Below are 16,376 nucleotides of genomic sequence, written 5' to 3' on the forward strand. Positions count from 1 at the left end.
CGGCAACCGTGCTCACTACCTCCAGGTTCAGGAGCCCTCACTGCTGCAGGAGCTTATCTTTCCGTGAGGACAGGTGGCAGTAGCTGGGCGGGCTGTGCACGTCCCCCGGAGGCCCTGTGCGCAGGGCCTCTCTCCTGATCGGTAAAATTCCCGCTATCAGTCCAGTCCGGAGCCGTGTATAACGTGCGCTATTCGCGCATTGAGTGCACTTTTGCCCCGTGTCTAACCCGCTTTGGATTGCCAGCATAGCCCGTTGTGGCGCGTATCTGCTTCTGTCCGGGGTCATTCTCTCCTGCCTGCTTGTCTGGCAATCTCCCGGCGCCGGTGAGGGCAAACTGGAGCCACTCTCGAGCTTTGGGTCGGCGCTGCCTGGCGAGCGGCCCGTGGGCGACACCACTGGCGACGTCGTGCCCGATGCAGCGTCGGTCGCCCACCCTTTTTCCATCTTCCATTACGTCCTGCACACTGTGCCGCTGGCTGAGGCCGCGGTACGCCTTCATGTTACCCGCTATCCGCTGATTCCCCAGGGGCCCCCCGGGCTCGTCTGATCCACTGCCCAATGCGGCGCTGCAAGCGCGTGATGCCGGATTCTCCGGTGTTGGCTGGTGCCGCGATCCAAGGTGTGTCTATGACGGGTAACTTTCGATGCAGGTAATTGATTTTATGGGCTGGCGCAAACTGGCGCTGGCTGTTTCCGCGGTGTTGCTGCTGGTATCAGTGGCGTCTTTTTTTGGCCGGCAGCTCGCCTGGGGCCTGGACTTTACCGGTGGTACGCTGGTTGAGGTGCACTTCGCCGAAAGTGCCAACCTGGCCGCAGTGCGCGGCACGTTGGAGCAGGGTGGGTTTCCGGGCGCCACTGTTGTCGCTTTCGGTACCGACCGTGATGTTCTGATCAGGCTGCCCCAGGGGCATTCGCAGCTGGCGGGTGAGACTGTGTTGAGCGTTTTGCGCGATGCGGCGGATGGGGGTGTAGAACTCCGTCGCACGGAGTTCGTCGGCCCGCAGGTGGGTGACGAACTGCGTGAGCAGGGAGGACTGGCGATGCTGCTGGCGCTGGGGCTGATTACCCTGTACATCGCCTTCCGCTTTCAGTTGAAGTTTGCCGTCAGTGCCGTGATTGCACTGGTACACGACATTGTCATTACCATCGGGTTCTTTTCATTGACCGGCCTTGAGTTTGACCTCACGGTGCTGGCGGCGGTGCTGGCAGTTATCGGCTACTCGCTTAACGACACCATCGTGGTGTACGACCGTATCCGCGAGAACTTTCGCAAGCTGCGCGGCCTGACACCCGCAGAGGTCATCAACCGCTCGATCACGGAGACACTGGGGCGTACCCTGGTGACATCATTGACCACGGTGCTGGTGTTGATCTCTCTGGCGATCTTCGGTGGCGACATGATTTTCGGCTTCGCGGTGGCGCTGCTGGTCGGCATTACGGTCGGCACTTACTCGTCGATCTACATGGCCTCCAACATTCTGCTGATGCTGGGCGTGACCAAGGAGGATCTGATGCTGCCGGTGCGCGAGGGCGCGGATCAGGACGGGCTCGCCCCCTGATATCAGCTGGCGAGCAGTTTTTTCACCGCCGGGGCGCAGGCGATTTCGCCCCGGTTGAGGAACGCTTCGTGGTGCTCTTCAACTTCCTCCAGGTCGTAGGCATAGTTCACAAGCAGCCCGGCCGATTGGCGCAATCCCTTTGCCGACGTGTCCCCCAGCCAGTTGAGCCGCGCCACGCTGGCGCCGTTGCCCAGGTGGAAGCGCGCGACCGGGTCCAGTGGCGAGCTGCCGCGTTTTTCCTGTACCAGGTAGCGGGCACAGAGTCGCATCAGCAGCGGCTTGAGGCGTGCCTGCAGGGCGCTGTCTTCGAGCCAGCGTGGCGTATCCAGTGCGGTGAGCAATGATGCGTCCTCGGCTGAGAGCAGCGGCTGCTGCTCGTTGGCCAGGACCGACGTCAGCCACTTGCGGAAGCCGGGAATCGGTGAGAGTGTCGCGAACTCGTTGAGTTGTGGCATTTCGTCCTTCAGTCGCATTACCACCTGCTTGATCAAAAAGTTGCCGAAGCTGATGCCACGCAGGCCGGGTTGGCAGTTGCTGATGGAGTAGAAGATGGCCGTGTTGATGCGCTGCTGTGGCACCACGCCCTCGTGGGGCGCGAGGATGGTCTGCACTGAACTGGAGATGGCCGTGACCAGCGCCACTTCCACGAAAATGAGCGGCTCGTCGGGCAGCGCGGGGTGAAAAAACCCGAAGCAGCGGCGGTCCTTGGCGTCCAGGCGCCGGCGCAGGTCGTCCCAGCCCTGCATTTCATGCACGGCTTCATACTCAATGAGCTTTTCCAGCACCACTGCCGGGGTCTGCCAGTCCATGGTGCGCAACTGCAGGAAGCCGGGGTTGAACCAGGAGCTGAGCAGGTGCTGAAGGTCATCATCCACCATGCGCAGTTCCGGATGAGCAGGCAGGCGCTCGAGCAGGTCTTCCCGCATGTTAACCACGGTGCGGGTGCCTGTCGGTGCCATGTTGATGCGCCTGAACAGGGTTTGCCGCGGTGATTCAACAGCGCGCGCCAGGGCACGGTAGGCCTCGGGTGTGAGCGCCGCTCGGTAGGCTTCGGCACAGCGATTGATCAGCTCTGGGTCGGGGCTGTAGTCGCGCAACAGCACATCGAAGAACGCTGATTTTTCGTCGCCGGTTAGGCCGTTATAGGCCTCCACTACTTCGTCGGCTAGCGCAATGCCAAGCGCTTCACCCTTGTTTGAGTAGAGTTCACTGCACAGTGATGCAATGGAGGGGCGCTCGCGTGTCGAGCGGCGCAGGAGGTGCTTGCCCGCGGAGGCGACTGAGTTCAGCCAGCGGTTGATAACCATGGGGTGTTCCTGTCGGCATGTGAGCCGCGGATGCTACCGCCTTCCGGTTGCTGTTGCCAACACACACATCGACGGCCAGATGGCTAGCGGCAGCCCTCCGGCCCGGCGCAGTGTATGTCCTCCACGGCGCCGCCATTGATCAGTGACCTCACCCAGTCAACGGCGCGCACGCCGCCGGTTTCCCGGGTGTAGAGTTCGCTGTAGCGCAGCAGGGTGTGGAATTCTCCCGGGCTGACGTAGCTGCGCAGCGCAGGGAGATCGGCCTGCAGTTCAGCCAGGTTGGCGTCCAGGCCGGGCAGCAACTCGGCATGGTGGCCCAGCATGCGCAGGAAGTCTTCCTGCACCGCGTCGTAGGCGTGGTCGAAAAGGTGGAAGCGGACAGTGGGCGCGGCAGCGGCGGCCAGCCGGTAGAGATCCGGCATGGTCAGGGTTTCCGGTGTTTCTCCCGGTGCGTTGTACCAGTCGGGAAACGCCTCGAAGACACCCCAGTGGCGCCAGAGTGCGGCGGGTGGTGGCAGGCGATAGCCGCCCGCACCGCCGGCGAAGTGGATCACGCGGGCCTGTGTGTAGTGTCGTGCGATGATAGCGGCGAACAGCGGCGATGACAGCGCGCCTGCGCTGCCCCCTGACACCACTACCTGCCCAGGTTCCGGAAACCTCTCGAACAGGTATTCCAGAGCCGCATTACTGTTGGCCCAGCCCTGGTGGGCAACGGTGAAGCGACTGCCGTCCGCTCGCGTGTACTCCCTGTCCTGCGTGCCGAGATGCACGTCCCCCGTGCAGTAGGAGACAAAAATCTGCGACCATTCCAGGAACGGGTTTTCCGCGTTATCCAGCGCAAAAGCGCCGTCAAAGTTGCGGGGGTCGTTTCCCGCCTCGGCAGTGGCAAAGGGACGATAGGTGGGGCGTGCAGTGACATCGCAGCTGTCTGCGTCCCAGCAGGCCCCGCCGCCGTTGAAGAAGATCATGACCCTGTTGGGGTCCGCCTCGCGCACATGAAGGTTAAAGGGGGTGCCGGTCGCACAGCGCGTGGCACCGCCCGGGTGGATGGTCTCCCAGGGGGTGTTGTCCTCGGCGATGGCCGCCAATGACATGAGGGTAAATACGCCACCCAGCAATGTGCGGGTTATGCGGCACGGCAGGCTCACGGGGCGGCTGCGCCGGAATCAGCCGCAATGCACTCGACCTCTGCACGGGCACCGAGGCCCAGTCCGTTGGCGCCAAAGGCACTGCGGGCCGGGTAGGGCGGGGTGAAGAAGCTGCGATAGACCTCGTTGAAGGTGCCCCACTCGGACATGTCGGCCAGCATCACCGTGCATTTCACCACGTCGCTCATGGAGAGGCCGTTGGCCTTCAACACCGCGGCGATATTCTCCATGGTCTGTCGGGCCTCGGCCTCTATGCCACCCTCGGCCAAATCCATCGTACCGGGCTTGATGCCCAACTGGCCCGACAGAAAATACAGGTTGCCAACCCTCACCGCCTCGGAGAAGGGCAGGTCCGGGGGCAGTGAGCCGCTGCCATTCAGGTGTTCGACATCGGTGGCGTTAGCGCTGGGCAGAGTGGCCGCCAGCAGCAGGCTGGCGGCAAGGTGGCGAAGGCTGGCAGGCATCGGGGGTGTCCTCGGTCCGGAATGGGGTTGTCTGTCACAGTGACAGTAGCCCGATTGCGCGGAGCAGTAAACAGCCAGTGCGCCATGCCCGGGGTTCAGAAGGTATAGCGCAGTTTCACCCAGCCCTGGCGCCCGGGCTCGTTGACGCGCACCGCATCGGGGTTGAACGGGTCCAGGTTGCCAGCGTTGACGTGGTAAGCGTAGGCGTGATCAAACAGGTTTTCGATACCGGCCTCCAGCAACAGCTGCCCTGTCAGGTTCCAGTGGCCGTAGGCGTGCAATACACCAAAACCCGCGGTGGGTGAATCGACGTCGACCGTAGGGTCGAAGTTGTTCTGCCGGGCCGCGGCAACCCACTCGAGGCCCAGAGCCCAGTCGCGTTGCTGGTAGTCCAGATTCAGTCGTGTTTCCAGCGGTGCGATCTGGGCTAGATCGCCGTTGTCGCCGTAGCCTCGTGTGTAGGCGATGCCCACCCGCGCGCGCCAGCGCTCGTTAATCTGCAGGGCCGCATCCAGTTCGGAACCAAACAATGTGGCGTCGATGTTGCGATACAGGTCTGCGCTGCCCTCGGCGAAGCGTTCGATATAGTCATCGACTTCATTCACGTACAGGCTCATGCTCCAGTTCAGGCGGCCGCTGTCGTGCAGGAGCCTGAGGTCCAACTGTTGATGCACTTCGGCGTCCAGAGTCGGGTTGCCCACCCAGAAATCGCCGTTTGCGCTGCGCGCAATCCACTGTTCCGAGCTGTCCGGCGTACGCACGGAGCGGCTCAGGTTCACGCTCATCAGATGCGCATCGTCCAGACGGCGATCCCATCCCAGCACTGCACTCACGCCGTGATCGTCGTTGCGGGTCTGGGTTGTCCCGTAATACTGCTCGTACAGGCGAACCGGGGTTGCACTGCCCATCATGCCGGCGCTCAGCTCAGCCTCGCGCACCTCGGAGTCGAAGCGATCCACTCGCAGGCCCAGCCGCAATGTATCCATGGCACTGCTGCGGTAGTCGGCTTCTGCGAACAGGCCTGCCTGGCGTTGCTGCGCCTCCGGCCACATGCGCGCAACCAGCATGTCATAGCTGCCGTCCTTGCCCATGTCCATGTACAGCTCGGCGCGGCGATCGTTGGCGCGATAATCGATGCCGGTGCGCAGCTCCGCCTCCGTCCAGGACAGGGTAGCGAGCAATCGACCACCCCAGGTGGTGGAGCTGGACGGCGCTGCGGCGCCATTGGGCATCATCGACCGGTTGCGCACGGTGTAGTTGTCCATCAGGTGATCGACGTCACTGAGGTAGGCGGTGAATTCCAGCGTTTCGATAGCACCCACGGACCGCTGTACCCACTTGGCACTGGTGCTGGCGGAATCGGCAAACACCGCGTCCATGCCGTTGCCCGCATACCAGACGTCGTCTTCGCTGGCCTGCTCGTGGCTGATCTCGAGGTAGGTCTCGGGGGAGAGGTCGATACCCGCCACCAGCCCGGCGCTGGTTGACTCGAAGGCGGAGGCCACGCGGTCTCCGTTGCCATCTTCATAATTCCCGGATTCGCGGATTGCGCCGAACGCGCGCAGGTAGGCCCGGTCATTGCCGAGGGCGAAATCGCCGCCCAGGCTGCCGAGGTCGGAGTTGCCGGTGTACCCGGTGGTCACTGAGCCGGTCATGCCGTCGCTGCCCAGTTCAGGGCGCAGGTGTTCGAAGATCAGGGTGCCGCCGCTGCCCCCCGCGCCATAGATGACCGAGCGGTGTCCCTTGATCACCGATACGGAGTCAAAGCTGTCGACGCCCACATAGGTGCTGGGCGGGTCCATACGTCCGGGGCAGGCACCATAACTGTAGGCGCCGTTGGCAATGACGTTGAGGTTACTCTGGCTCTGGCCGCGAATGATGGGGTCGAACCCGCGGCCGCCCCGGCGCAGTGCGGTCATGCCGGTCACTGAACGCAACAGTTCGCCTGCGTCATGTGTGGGGCGCGTGATGGGTGCCTCGCTGAGCAGCGTGTTACCGTCGGTGGGTTCGGCGCGCGCGGTGACCTCAACGAGTTCAATGGCGAGGTCGTGACCCCGGGCGGGTGCGACCATCGTGATGCTGGCCAGCATAACAGCTGTCGCCAGCGCGTTCGGTTTGCGGGTGAATCGCATGAGCCAATGTCCTGGTAACCATGTCAGGGGCGCTATTATAGAAACCGCGGCCCCCGGTGGTATGCGACATATTGGCGCACCCCTCACCCAAATGAAGGAGGACAGGGCGCTGCCGCCGAGGCATGATGGTGCCCCAATGTTTCCCCGGAGTGGCACCTCATGTCGTTGCAGTCCACACCCGCTTTGCAGCCGATTACAGAAAGCCCGGAGGTCATTGCGGGGTACCTGAAAGAACTCAATACGGCGGCACTGATCATGTCTGTCGTGCATATGACGGGCGATACGCGGTTGCTGCAGGAACTGCCCACACCCCGCACGCTGGACGTTGTGGCTGCCGGCGCAGAGGCCGGTGAGGAACTGCTCGAGGGCGGATATACGCCGGCTCAGGTAGCGGATCTGCACCAGCGGGCGCTGGCGGCGATCGCCGACTGGCAGGCGCGCGGCGCTACCCTGGAACCGCTCACAGACGCCACCATCCAGGCGCTGTACCGCTTCATGTGCGGTGCAGACGTCGACCCGGAATACCTCGAATTTATCGATGAGGAGGTCGCGATTGATGGTGTGGACCGGCGAGGCCTGCACTTCGACGATCCGGTGCTGCAGGCGCGCGCGGCCGATTTCCCCGTGGTTGTCATCGGTGCCGGCATGGGTGGTGTGCTTGCCGGTATCCGTCTGGCAGAGGCGGGGATTCCCTACACGATTATTGAGAAAAATCCCGGCGTCGGCGGTACCTGGTATGAGAACCGGTACCCCGGTTGTCGCGTTGATGTCCCGGGCCACAGTTACAGCTATTCGTTTGCGCCCAATCACGACTGGAGCAGTCATTTTCCGCTGGCAGATGAGATTCGTGCCTATTTCGACCAGTGTGCCCGCCGCTTCGGCGTAACACCCCATATCCGCTTCAGCACCGACGTTGTGGCAGCCCACTACGATGATGAGACTGCCCGCTGGCGGGTGCATGTACGCGATGCGCAGGGTGAGGAATCTGTGCTGCAGGCGCGTGCGGTGATCAGTGCGGTGGGCCAACTGAATCGGCCCAAAATGCCGGATATACCCGGTCTTTCCGACTTCCGGGGCCCCGTCGTGCACTCGGGGGCGTGGCCGCAAGGTCTGGACCTCGCCGGCAAGCGCGTGGCGGTCATAGGTTCGGGTGCCAGCGCTTTCCAGATTATCCCCGAGCTGGCAGCCACCGCGTCGCACCTGGTGGCTCTGCAACGCTCTCCAGTGTGGATGTTTCCCAACCCCGGCTACCACGCGGAGGTGGGGCACGGGCAGCGCTGGGCCCTGGAGAAGCTGCCGTACTATTCCAAGTGGTACCGGTTCTGGCTGTTCTACACCTCGGTTGAGGGCGTGTACAGCAAGACGCTGGTGGACCCGGAGTGGAACAGTACCCGTTCGGTGAGTGCATCCAATGACGAAATGCGGGAGGCCCTGACGGCCTGGATCGAGTCCCAGATCCGGGACCCGGAACTGCTGGCAAAGGTGCTGCCAACCTATCCCCCGTTTGGCAAGCGCATCCTGCAGGACAATGGCACCTACCTCGCTGCTCTGCAACGCGACAACGTCGAGGTGGTAACCGCCGGTATCCGCAGTGTCGATGGCCAGGGCATCGTCACCGAAGACGGACGTCATCACGCAGTGGACGCTATCGTCTGCGCGACAGGCTTTCACGCTGACCGCTTCCTGTTCCCCATGCAGTTCACAGGGCGCGGCGGGGTACAGCTGAATGCGCAGTGGTCGGAGACCAATGGCCGCGCCTACCTGGGCATCACGGTGCCCAATTTTCCGAACCTCTTCTGCATCTACGGGCCGAACACCAACCTCGTCGTGGCGGGCAGCATCGCACACAACGCCGAGTCCCAGGTGCACTACATACTCGAATGCATCCGCCTGCTGCTGGAGCACGACCTGCGCAGCCTGGAGTGTCGTCAGGATGTGCACGACCGCTACAACGAGCGGGTTGATGCGGTGAACGCGGCGACCGCCTGGGGCTCACCGCTGGTCGATAACTGGTACAAGAACGCCGCCGGGCGGGTCACCGCCAACCTGCCGTTTCGCATTATCGACTACTGGAAGATGACCCGGCACGCCAATCCGGATGACTTCCTGCTGCGCTGAGAAGGCTGTGCAGCCTGCCAGCGCTCCAGTATTCTGTCGGGCGCGGGTGAATTAGCTACGCGCCCGCCAATGGCGCAACCATAACCGAGAGGGAAGGAGAGTCCCCATGCATCTGGGCTTCAGTTTTATGAATACCCCGCACGACCCGGACCCGCGCGATCTGGCGCGGGCGCTCGAGGAGCGGGGCTTTGAGTCGCTGTGGACCGGAGAGCACAGCCATATACCGGTGTCCCGCAAGACGCCTTACCCCGCAGGCGATGAGTTGCCCGAGGCCTACAAGCTGATGGGTGACCCCTACATCACGCTGATGGCGGCGGCGTCCGTGACCTCCACGCTGAAGCTGGGGACGGGCATCGCCCTGCTCATGGAGCGGGAACTGTTCTCACAGGCCAAGACCATCGCCAGCCTCGACCGGTTGAGTGGAGGCCGGTTGATGATCGGTACCGGCGTCGGCTGGAACGAGGAAGAGTTCACCAATTGTACGCGGCAGCCCTGGGGTAAACGCTATGGCGTGATGCGGGAAACCGTGATGGCGACACGCGCCCTGTGGCGGGATGAAGAGCCCGAGTTTCACGGTGACTATATCGATTTCGATCCGGTGTGGTGCAACCCCAAACCCGCGCAGGCGGGTGGTCCGCCGGTCATCTTTGGCGCCATGGGGCCGTTGGGTGTCAAGCATGCGGCACAGTGGGCAGACGGGTGGATGCCGGTGGACGTGGCGATGGGCGATGTGCAGGAGGGCTTGCGCGCCTTCCGGCAGCAGGTCGCGGAGAACGGCCGCAACCCGGATGCTGTCCCGGTGACCCTGCAGACCCTGATTACCCCCGATCTGGACACCCTGAAGCGCTACCGCGACCTCGGCGTCGAGCGGGTTGTGGTCGGCGTCGCGGTGGACATGTGGGACCAGCCCGAGAAGATCATGCCGATGATTGACACATTCGCCGGACTAATCCCGCAGATCAACGCCTGACGCGGTGTCGCCGCGCCGGGCGTCAGTGGTTTTCAGAGGCCGCCGCGTTCCGCGTAGTCCATGGCGAACCCCACCAGCGTGCGCACGCCGACAATCAGGGCGTCTTCCTGTGCGGTAAAGAACGGGGAGTGGTTGGAGGGGCGCTCGCTGCGCGGCACGCTGGGGTCGCCGGCACCGAGCAGGATGAACAGGCCGGGAATGTGTTCCTGGTAGTAGGAGAAGTCCTCGGCGCCGGTAATCAGGCTGCCTTCAAATACGCGGTCTTCTCCCGCGGCGCGGACCAGGGTCGGCATCATCTGCCGCAGCAGCTGGGGATCATTGCCGGTCACCGGCGTCGAGTAGGTGACGTCCACCGTTGCGCTGGCACCGTTCGCCTCGGCGATGGCGGTGACGGTGGCATCCAGGCGTTCCAGCAGCCGTTCGCGCTCGCCCCGATCAAAGGTCCTGACCGTGCCCAGCATGGTCACCTCGTCGGGAATGATGTTGCCCCGTACGCCGCCCTGGATACTGCCGATAGTGAGCACGGCGGGCCCGCGTGTGATGTCAATGTGACGCCCGGGAATGCCCTGCAGGGCGCTCAGCACCTGGCCCGCTACATAGATGGGGTCAACCCCCAGCCACGGCGATGAGCCGTGGGTCTGGCGTCCGGTGATGGTGATTTCGATACTGTCCGCCGCCGCCATGAAGCTGCCGCCGCGGTATACGAGAGAGCCGGAATCATCCGGCCAGACGTGCAGCCCGATAATGGCTTCCGGAGCATCCGGCCCCTTCAGTATGCCCTCCTTGACCATCAGCGCCGCACCGCCCTCCTCACCGGGTGGCGCGCCTTCCTCGGCGGGCTGGAAGATGAACTTGACCGTGCCGGCGAGTTCGTCGCGGTGCTGCGCCAGCACTTCCGCCGCACCCATGAGCATGGCAACGTGGGCGTCGTGGCCGCAGGCGTGCATCACGGGCACGTCCTTGCCCATGTACTCGCCGCGGGCAGTGGAGGCAAAGGGCAGTCCGGTCTGCTCCAGCACGGGCAGTCCATCCATGTCGGCGCGCAGTGCGATCACGGGTCCGGGTTTGCCGCCCTTCAGTGTGCCGACCACACCGGTGTGCGCAATCCCGGTTTCGACCGCATCGAATTTCAGCGCGCGCAAATGTGCCGCCACTTTCTCGGCGGTACGGAACTCGCGGTTGGAGAGCTCCGGGTTCTGGTGCAAGTCGCGGCGCCACGCAATGACCCGCGGCTCGACTGCCGTGTAGGCGGCATCCAGCTGCGCCCGGTCGGCGGCCTGTGCAACGCTTGCTGTGAGCAGCATCGCGGCCGCGAGAAAGGTCGGTTTTATGGGCATGTGCGCATCTCCTGTGACTGTCAGCACTGGAGTGTAGCCTGATGGCCCTCCGGGTTGAAGGAAGTGCGCCGACAAAAAAAGGGGCCGATTGGCCCCCAAGGTCTCCTGTTTCTTGCCAGCGCCTACCGGTGTGGTGCGTAGTGCGCAGGGTGCTCGTGGCGCTCGCGGCAGCTGGCGCCCTGATGTTCATGCATCAGGCCGTAGGTGAGCGCGGAACCCAGCACGAACGCACCGACGGTGTAGCGGTGGTCGATGTCGTGGCGCTGTCTGGCCCCATACCAGGGCTGACGATAGTGCTTGTTCCGGTGCCAGCGCGCGGGAACCCGATAGTGTGGATGCACGGGATGCAGTGCCGCAGGATGACCCGCACTGTGATAGTAGGTGATGACTCCGTGGCTGTGCGCGGGGCCTGCCGCCGCGGGGGCAGCCGCCAACAGCGTGACAAGTGCGGGAAGAACGAGGTGTTTGTACATACTGTGACTCCAGGTTGCCGGTGTTACAGCTGCCATACTGCACACCTGTGCCTGAACCACGCCTGAACAACGGTCGGCTCATTTACGGCCCGCGTTCAGCGACGGTTCAGCTTGCAGTGGGTATGCTGGATATTTCCCGGGCGTCGGCTGCGCCCTGCATGGGCTCTACCACTGAGGGTGTGGCATCTGGCACACTCCTGCCTGTGGCGGCATGTCGCGGCCGGATTCGAATCGCGTGTGAGGACAGGTATGGGTGATCGTTTGCGGGTTTTCCTGCTGCTGGTATGCCTGCTGGTAGTCGCTGGAGGCTGGAGCGCGCCCACGCCGGTGCTGGCGCAGCCGGCGGGTTCCGCCGCCCAGAAGAGCGCCATGACCCCGCGCGAGGCGGCCGCCAAGGCCCGCGCACAGCATGGTGGCAAGGTCTTGAACGTATCGCGCCAGGGTAATGCCTACCGGGTGAAGCTGCTGCTCGACTCCGGTCGGGTCATCACTGTAACGGTCAAGGGTTGAGCCTTGCGCATGCTGGTGGTTGAAGACGATGTCCGCCTGCGACAGCGGCTCGTCGGGCACTTCAGCGCCCTGGGCTGGGTGGTGGGCGAGGCCCCGGGGGGCAGTGAGGCGGACTATCTGGCTCGTGAATTGCCCTGTGACCTGGCCATTGTGGATCTCGGTTTACCCGACGTGCCCGGCATCGAACTGATTGCGCGCTGGCGCGCCATGGGCCTGGCTTTCCCGGTGCTCGTCCTCACCGCCAGGGCGGATTGGCAGGAGAAGGTGCAGGGGCTGGAGGCCGGTGCAGACGATTACGTCACCAAGCCGTTCTATCTCGAGGAACTGGAGGCGCGCGTGAACGCCCTGCTGCGACGGGTGGCCGGCCGCATCACCGAGCGGGTTGACTATGGCGCCATCGTCATTGACTACAGTGCTCGCTCGGTAACCGTTGACGGCGCCGTGCTGGACCTGACGGCGTTTGAATACAACACGCTTGCCTACCTGGCGCATCGCGCGGGTACGGTGGTCTCGAAAACGGAACTCACCGAACACCTCTATCAGCAGGAGCACGACCGCGACAGCAATGTTATCGAGGTTTTTGTGGGCCGTCTGCGACGCAAGCTGGATCCGCAGGGCCACTTGCAGCCGATCGAAACGGTGCGTGGCGCCGGCTACCGCTTTGCGCTTGTGCCGGTGACCGAGTGAGATCGGGGCTGTCGCTTGCGGCTCGCCTGTCCCTTGCCAGCGCCCTGATGCTGCCCGTGTTTCTGGGGGCCACTGGCTGGTACCTGGAGCGCAGCCATCGGCTCAGCATAGAGGTCGCCCAGGCCGAGCGCCTGGAACTGCAATTGCTCAACCTGCTGGCACAGGCAGAATTCGACGCGGCGCTGGAAATGCCTGCTGATTTGCTGGAGCCGCGTCTGGCGCAGCCTGGGTCAGGGTTCTACGCCGTGATCAGCGACGCTGACGGCACTCTCCTGTGGTCGTCGCGCTCCGCGCTGAGCCTGGACCTCGGACGTATCCCCCTCGCCATGCCGCCACTGCGTCCGGGCGGTACTGCCAGCTCCCGGGTGAATGGGCTGCTCCGGGTTTCGCTACAGGTGCTCTGGGAGACAGCCTCCGGGTCGGACGTGCCTCTGCGTTTCACCGTACTTGAAACCACCGCGCCGATTGAGGCCGATCTGGCGCAGTACCGGCGCAGCCTGCTGCTCTGGCTAGGCGGTTCCGCGCTCGCCCTGCTGGGCTGTCAATTGCTGATTCTGGGCTGGGGCCTGCGCCCCCTGCGCGCGCTGGCGGTTGACATCGCACGCCTGGAGGCCGGTGAAACGGCCCTGCTACAGCGCCCCTACCCACGCGAGGTGGAGGTGCTCACACACAACCTCAATACCCTCCTGCAGGGTGAGCAACAGCGACGCGAACGGGTGCGGCGCACCCTCGGCGACCTTGCACACAGTTTGAAAACACCACTGGCGGTGATCAGGACAGCAGATCCGCAGGCTCGGGACTACCCCGAGGTGGTCTCGGAACAGACCAATCGCATGGAAGAGATCGTGAGTTACCAGTTGCAACGTGCGACGGGCGGCGGTGCCCGTCTGCTGCAGCGCGTTTCCGTGGCACCGGTTCTGGAGCGCTTGCGCAGCAGCCTGTTGAAGGTCTATGCGACCCGCGACCTCGATATCCAGCTGCTGGTGGAGGCGGGCTGCACTTTCCGCGGCGATGAGCGCGATCTCATGGAGATGCTCGGCAATCTGATGGACAATGCCTGCAAGTACGCGCAGCGACGTATTCGTATCAGCGCTGCCGGTGGCGAGGAACATCCGCTGGACATCATCGTCGAGGACGATGGCCCCGGCGTCGCCCCGGCGCTCTGTCGGGCTATTCTGCAGCGCGGTTTTCGTGCCGACAGCCGCGGTGAGGGGCAGGGCATTGGGCTGTCGGTCACGGCAGACATTGCCGCGAGTTATCAGGGCAGCCTGGCCATTGACTCCGGCGGCCAGGGTGGCGCGCGTGTCCGCCTGCGCTTTGACTGATGGCCAGAGTCGTCGTAAACGAAGGGAGACCTATCATGAAAAACCTGCCGCGCAGCATCCCGAGCCTCTTTGCCCTGCTGCTGTTGTTCACGTACACGGTCGTCGCAGCGGAGGACCGGCCCTATCCGCAGATCCGCGTCACCGGTGAAGGCGTGGCAACCCTGCCTCCGGATATGGCGCTGTTGTCCCTGGCGGTGACGCGGGACGCGCCGACGGCTGCACAGGCCCTCGAGGAAACCTCCAGGGCGATGCGGGATGTGCTGGCGGCCATGCGCAAGGCGGGTATCGAGGAGCGCGACCTGCAAACCGAACAGTTTGCCATTCACCCGCGATACCGCGATGAGCCAGCGCAGGTCAAGGGCGAGCCCCCTACACCGCGCATCGTCGGCTACACCGTGAGTAATGGGCTCAGCGTGCGTGTGCGGCAGCTTGAGAGCCTGGGCGCGATTATAGACATGTCGGTGCGGATGGGCGTGAATCAGGGTGGCGGCATCCAGTTTCTCAACGATGATCCGGCTGCCGCTATCACGGCGGCCCGCACGGCGGCAATGCAGGATGCCCTGGCTCGGGCCAGAACCCTGGCCGCCGCGGCCAACGTGGGCCTGGGTGCCATCCTCGATATCTCGGAGCAATCCTACCAGCCCCGCCCGATGATGATGGCGAGAGCAGACACGGTGATGGCCGAGGCCGGTGCTGTACCCATTGCCGGTGGCGAAAACAGCTATCGGGTGACGGTCAATGTGGTGCTGGCTCTGGAGCAGTGAGGGGCGCGGGGAAAAAATTACCCCTGGCAGGGAATAAGCGGCAGCTGCCAGACGTCTTAGGTTTGAAAGTGGAGTGAAACACTACTTTGAGGGGGCGGCGAAGTGCCGTTTGGGTAGTGCCCCGGATGCGCAAGCACCGGGGCACGCGGCCTTCCCCGTCAGCCTCCATTTTCGTTGAAGGTCCGCTGAACCTGAGCGTACAGAAGGTGCTAACCAACCGGCTGGGTGTAAAGGGGAGGGGAGTTTCAACGCCTCAGGACAGGATGGGGAACGCTAGCCCCCCAGCCCTGGAACTACAGGGTTTATTGCCAGCTTCTGGTAATAAGCCCTGCTTCTCTTTTCGCACTTGCCGCATCACCACTCGCATTGCTCTCCACGAAGGCGGCGACCGGGTCGCTATCCGCTGCACTGGCGGGTCGGTAGGCGTCTGCCGCATCGTCCTGCAGGGAAGTTTGCACTGCGGCTACGCGGGTTTCCCAGTGCCCATCATCACGGCAGGCAACACCGCGAATGGTTTGCGCTTCGTTGGCCAGGAGGTATTCCCGGCACCAGGTGCCCTCATGGTTGGGGAAGCTCAGTACCGGACGCAACTTGCTGCCATCGGCCAGTGTTTCCCAGCCGTCGGCTCGCGAAGGCAGCGCTTCCAGCGCCGCGGACAGCACCGCGCCACTGTCACCCTGTTGTTCGGCTTGCCATTGGGGTACCAGAAGCAATGCGGCAGCCGCCGCCAGTGATGCGGCAACGGCGAATCCGCGCGCGTTGTTGATGGCAAACCGGTGCAGGCGATGGGGTTGTGTCTGGATCCGCACCGGGGCGTTCTCCAGCAGTGCGCTCACCTGTTCAGGCAGGGACTGCCGTGCGGCCGCTGCATGCAGTGTCCCGCGCAATTGTGCCTGCAGTGCGCGCATCGCCTCCAGATTCGCCGCGAGGGCGGGATCCTCTGCCATACGCCGCTCGCAGGCCGCGCGTTCTGCGGGCGGCAGCTCGCCGTCCAGGTATGCTGACAGTACTTCCCAGTCCTGATCTGTCATGTTGCCTTTCACATCGTCCTCATTCCGGGGTCTCCCGGTTTTTCAGCAGCTGCGCCCTCGCCCGGGCCACCCTGCTCATGATGGTGCCGACGGGCACCTCCAATATGTCGGCTGCCTCGGCGTAACTTTTGCCTTCCACCGCAACCAGCGACAGGGCCATGCGCTGCTCGGGCGGCAAGGCATCCAGCGCCAGCGCGACCGCTTCCAGCGCACGCTCGCTGTCCGCGTCGTCCTCGGCCGACGGCGCTTCATCGGTGTCCCACGCCATCTGCAGCGGGTAACGCTGGCGGACCTCGCGGGAGCGAAGTTCATCAATCCAGGCGTTCCGGCACACCCGGTACGCCCATTTCGCCGCATCGGCATCATCGGGCATACCCTTCTCCAGGATGCGCTCTACGGTCATCTGCAGCAGATCGTCAGCGTCAGCCGACGTCCCGCTCAGTGACAGGCAGAACCGACGCAAATTGCTCAGTTCTGCCATCAGAACTTCTCGCTGTGAGTGGCTCAGCGATGGCATAATGATCCTGTTACTGGAGATGACGATTAGCCG

General features: G+C 63.8%; 16 protein-coding genes. 8 read left to right on the forward strand and 8 right to left on the reverse strand.

Annotated elements, in window-relative coordinates:
- Positions 1–218: 218 nt before the first annotated feature.
- Together AACZ17_RS12165 and secF are read left to right on the forward strand one after the other, a co-directional pair.
- Entirely contained in the window at positions 219–548 is a 330-nt protein-coding gene (locus AACZ17_RS12165; protein ID WP_290739792.1) for a hypothetical protein, read from the forward strand.
- Between the two features lie 97 nt (positions 549–645).
- Complete coding sequence (gene secF, locus AACZ17_RS12170; RefSeq protein ID WP_290739794.1) at positions 646–1,560, forward strand: protein translocase subunit SecF; 915 nt, start codon at positions 646–648, stop codon at positions 1,558–1,560.
- A gap of 2 nt (positions 1,561–1,562) precedes the next feature.
- On the opposite strand, the gene AACZ17_RS12175 is transcribed toward secF, so the two are convergent.
- The 4 genes from AACZ17_RS12175 to AACZ17_RS12190 all read right to left on the reverse strand — a co-directional run bounded on the left by AACZ17_RS12175 (position 1,563) and on the right by AACZ17_RS12190 (position 6,611).
- Positions 1,563–2,867 carry a malonyl-CoA decarboxylase gene (locus AACZ17_RS12175; protein WP_290739797.1) on the reverse strand — a complete coding sequence of 435 codons (1,305 nt, stop codon included), beginning with the start codon at positions 2,865–2,867 and terminating at the stop codon, positions 1,563–1,565.
- An 83-nt stretch (positions 2,868–2,950) separates the two neighbouring features.
- Complete coding sequence (locus tag AACZ17_RS12180) at positions 2,951–4,015, reverse strand: pectin acetylesterase-family hydrolase (protein WP_290739799.1); 1,065 nt, start codon at positions 4,013–4,015, stop codon at positions 2,951–2,953.
- Positions 4,012–4,479, reverse strand: a complete 468-nt coding sequence (locus AACZ17_RS12185) for a Rid family detoxifying hydrolase (RefSeq protein WP_290739802.1) — start codon at positions 4,477–4,479, stop codon at positions 4,012–4,014. Before AACZ17_RS12185 ends, AACZ17_RS12180 begins: the two co-directional genes overlap by 4 nt.
- A 95-nt stretch (positions 4,480–4,574) precedes the next feature.
- The gene (locus tag AACZ17_RS12190) at positions 4,575–6,611 is read right to left on the reverse strand and encodes a TonB-dependent receptor (protein ID WP_290739805.1); all 2,037 of its coding nucleotides are present in this window, start codon (positions 6,609–6,611) and stop codon (positions 4,575–4,577) included.
- Between the two features lie 159 nt (positions 6,612–6,770).
- Here AACZ17_RS12190 and AACZ17_RS12195 point away from each other — a divergent pair, with 159 nt between their 5' ends.
- Positions 6,771–8,729 carry an NAD(P)/FAD-dependent oxidoreductase gene (locus AACZ17_RS12195; RefSeq protein WP_290739808.1) on the forward strand — a complete coding sequence of 653 codons (1,959 nt, stop codon included), beginning with the start codon at positions 6,771–6,773 and terminating at the stop codon, positions 8,727–8,729.
- 106 nt (positions 8,730–8,835) lie between these two features.
- Positions 8,836–9,699 (forward strand): LLM class F420-dependent oxidoreductase, encoded by an 864-nt coding sequence (locus tag AACZ17_RS12200; protein ID WP_290739811.1) that lies wholly within the window; start codon positions 8,836–8,838, stop codon positions 9,697–9,699.
- 32 nt (positions 9,700–9,731) lie between these two features.
- Here the strand turns inward: AACZ17_RS12200 and AACZ17_RS12205 are convergent, their stop codons facing one another.
- Positions 9,732–11,036, reverse strand: a complete 1,305-nt coding sequence (locus AACZ17_RS12205) for an amidohydrolase (RefSeq protein ID WP_290739814.1) — start codon at positions 11,034–11,036, stop codon at positions 9,732–9,734.
- Between the two features lie 122 nt (positions 11,037–11,158).
- The gene (locus AACZ17_RS12210; RefSeq protein ID WP_290739817.1) at positions 11,159–11,509 is read right to left on the reverse strand and encodes a hypothetical protein; all 351 of its coding nucleotides are present in this window, start codon (positions 11,507–11,509) and stop codon (positions 11,159–11,161) included.
- A gap of 249 nt (positions 11,510–11,758) precedes the next feature.
- Between AACZ17_RS12210 and AACZ17_RS12215 the strand changes: the two genes are divergently transcribed.
- The 4 genes from AACZ17_RS12215 to AACZ17_RS12230 are packed head-to-tail and all read left to right on the forward strand — an operon-like array spanning position 11,759 to position 14,795.
- A complete protein-coding gene (locus AACZ17_RS12215) occupies positions 11,759–12,019 on the forward strand; it encodes a hypothetical protein (protein WP_290739820.1) in 261 nt (86 codons plus the stop codon).
- 3 nt (positions 12,020–12,022) lie between these two features.
- The gene (locus AACZ17_RS12220; RefSeq protein ID WP_290739823.1) at positions 12,023–12,706 is read left to right on the forward strand and encodes a response regulator transcription factor; all 684 of its coding nucleotides are present in this window, start codon (positions 12,023–12,025) and stop codon (positions 12,704–12,706) included.
- Entirely contained in the window at positions 12,703–14,031 is a 1,329-nt protein-coding gene (locus AACZ17_RS12225; protein ID WP_290739826.1) for an ATP-binding protein, read from the forward strand. The genes AACZ17_RS12220 and AACZ17_RS12225 overlap by 4 nt, the downstream gene beginning before the upstream one ends.
- A 35-nt stretch (positions 14,032–14,066) precedes the next feature.
- On the forward strand, positions 14,067–14,795 hold the full coding sequence (locus AACZ17_RS12230; protein WP_290739829.1) for an SIMPL domain-containing protein: 729 nt from the start codon (positions 14,067–14,069) through the stop codon (positions 14,793–14,795).
- A gap of 302 nt (positions 14,796–15,097) precedes the next feature.
- Here AACZ17_RS12230 and AACZ17_RS12235 read toward each other — a convergent pair whose 3' ends face one another.
- Positions 15,098–15,826, reverse strand: coding sequence for a hypothetical protein (locus AACZ17_RS12235; protein ID WP_290739830.1), 729 nt, complete (start codon positions 15,824–15,826; stop codon positions 15,098–15,100).
- A gap of 19 nt (positions 15,827–15,845) precedes the next feature.
- Positions 15,846–16,307 (reverse strand): RNA polymerase sigma factor, encoded by a 462-nt coding sequence (locus tag AACZ17_RS12240; RefSeq protein WP_290739833.1) that lies wholly within the window; start codon positions 16,305–16,307, stop codon positions 15,846–15,848.
- Between the last annotated feature and the right edge of the window lie 69 nt (positions 16,308–16,376).

It is taken from the genome of uncultured Haliea sp., assembly GCF_963973825.1.
In the GTDB taxonomy this organism is placed as follows: domain Bacteria; phylum Pseudomonadota; class Gammaproteobacteria; order Pseudomonadales; family Halieaceae; genus Haliea.

Excerpts from the sequence above, each read along its gene's own strand:
- AACZ17_RS12200 (WP_290739811.1), top strand. The coding sequence starts at position 8,836 with ATGCATCTGGGCTTCAGTTTTATGAATACCCCGCACGACCCGGACCCG.
- secF (WP_290739794.1), top strand. The coding sequence starts at position 646 with ATGCAGGTAATTGATTTTATGGGCTGGCGCAAACTGGCGCTGGCTGTT.
- AACZ17_RS12240 (WP_290739833.1), bottom strand. The coding sequence starts at position 16,307 with ATGGCAGAACTGAGCAATTTGCGTCGGTTCTGCCTGTCACTGAGCGGG.
- AACZ17_RS12210 (WP_290739817.1), bottom strand. The coding sequence starts at position 11,509 with ATGTACAAACACCTCGTTCTTCCCGCACTTGTCACGCTGTTGGCGGCT.
- AACZ17_RS12185 (WP_290739802.1), bottom strand. The coding sequence starts at position 4,479 with ATGCCTGCCAGCCTTCGCCACCTTGCCGCCAGCCTGCTGCTGGCGGCC.
- AACZ17_RS12230 (WP_290739829.1), top strand. The coding sequence starts at position 14,067 with ATGAAAAACCTGCCGCGCAGCATCCCGAGCCTCTTTGCCCTGCTGCTG.
- AACZ17_RS12215 (WP_290739820.1), top strand. The coding sequence starts at position 11,759 with ATGGGTGATCGTTTGCGGGTTTTCCTGCTGCTGGTATGCCTGCTGGTA.
- AACZ17_RS12235 (WP_290739830.1), bottom strand. The coding sequence starts at position 15,826 with ATGACAGATCAGGACTGGGAAGTACTGTCAGCATACCTGGACGGCGAG.
- AACZ17_RS12205 (WP_290739814.1), bottom strand. The coding sequence starts at position 11,036 with ATGCCCATAAAACCGACCTTTCTCGCGGCCGCGATGCTGCTCACAGCA.
- AACZ17_RS12190 (WP_290739805.1), bottom strand. The coding sequence starts at position 6,611 with ATGCGATTCACCCGCAAACCGAACGCGCTGGCGACAGCTGTTATGCTG.
- AACZ17_RS12175 (WP_290739797.1), bottom strand. The coding sequence starts at position 2,867 with ATGGTTATCAACCGCTGGCTGAACTCAGTCGCCTCCGCGGGCAAGCAC.
- AACZ17_RS12195 (WP_290739808.1), top strand. The coding sequence starts at position 6,771 with ATGTCGTTGCAGTCCACACCCGCTTTGCAGCCGATTACAGAAAGCCCG.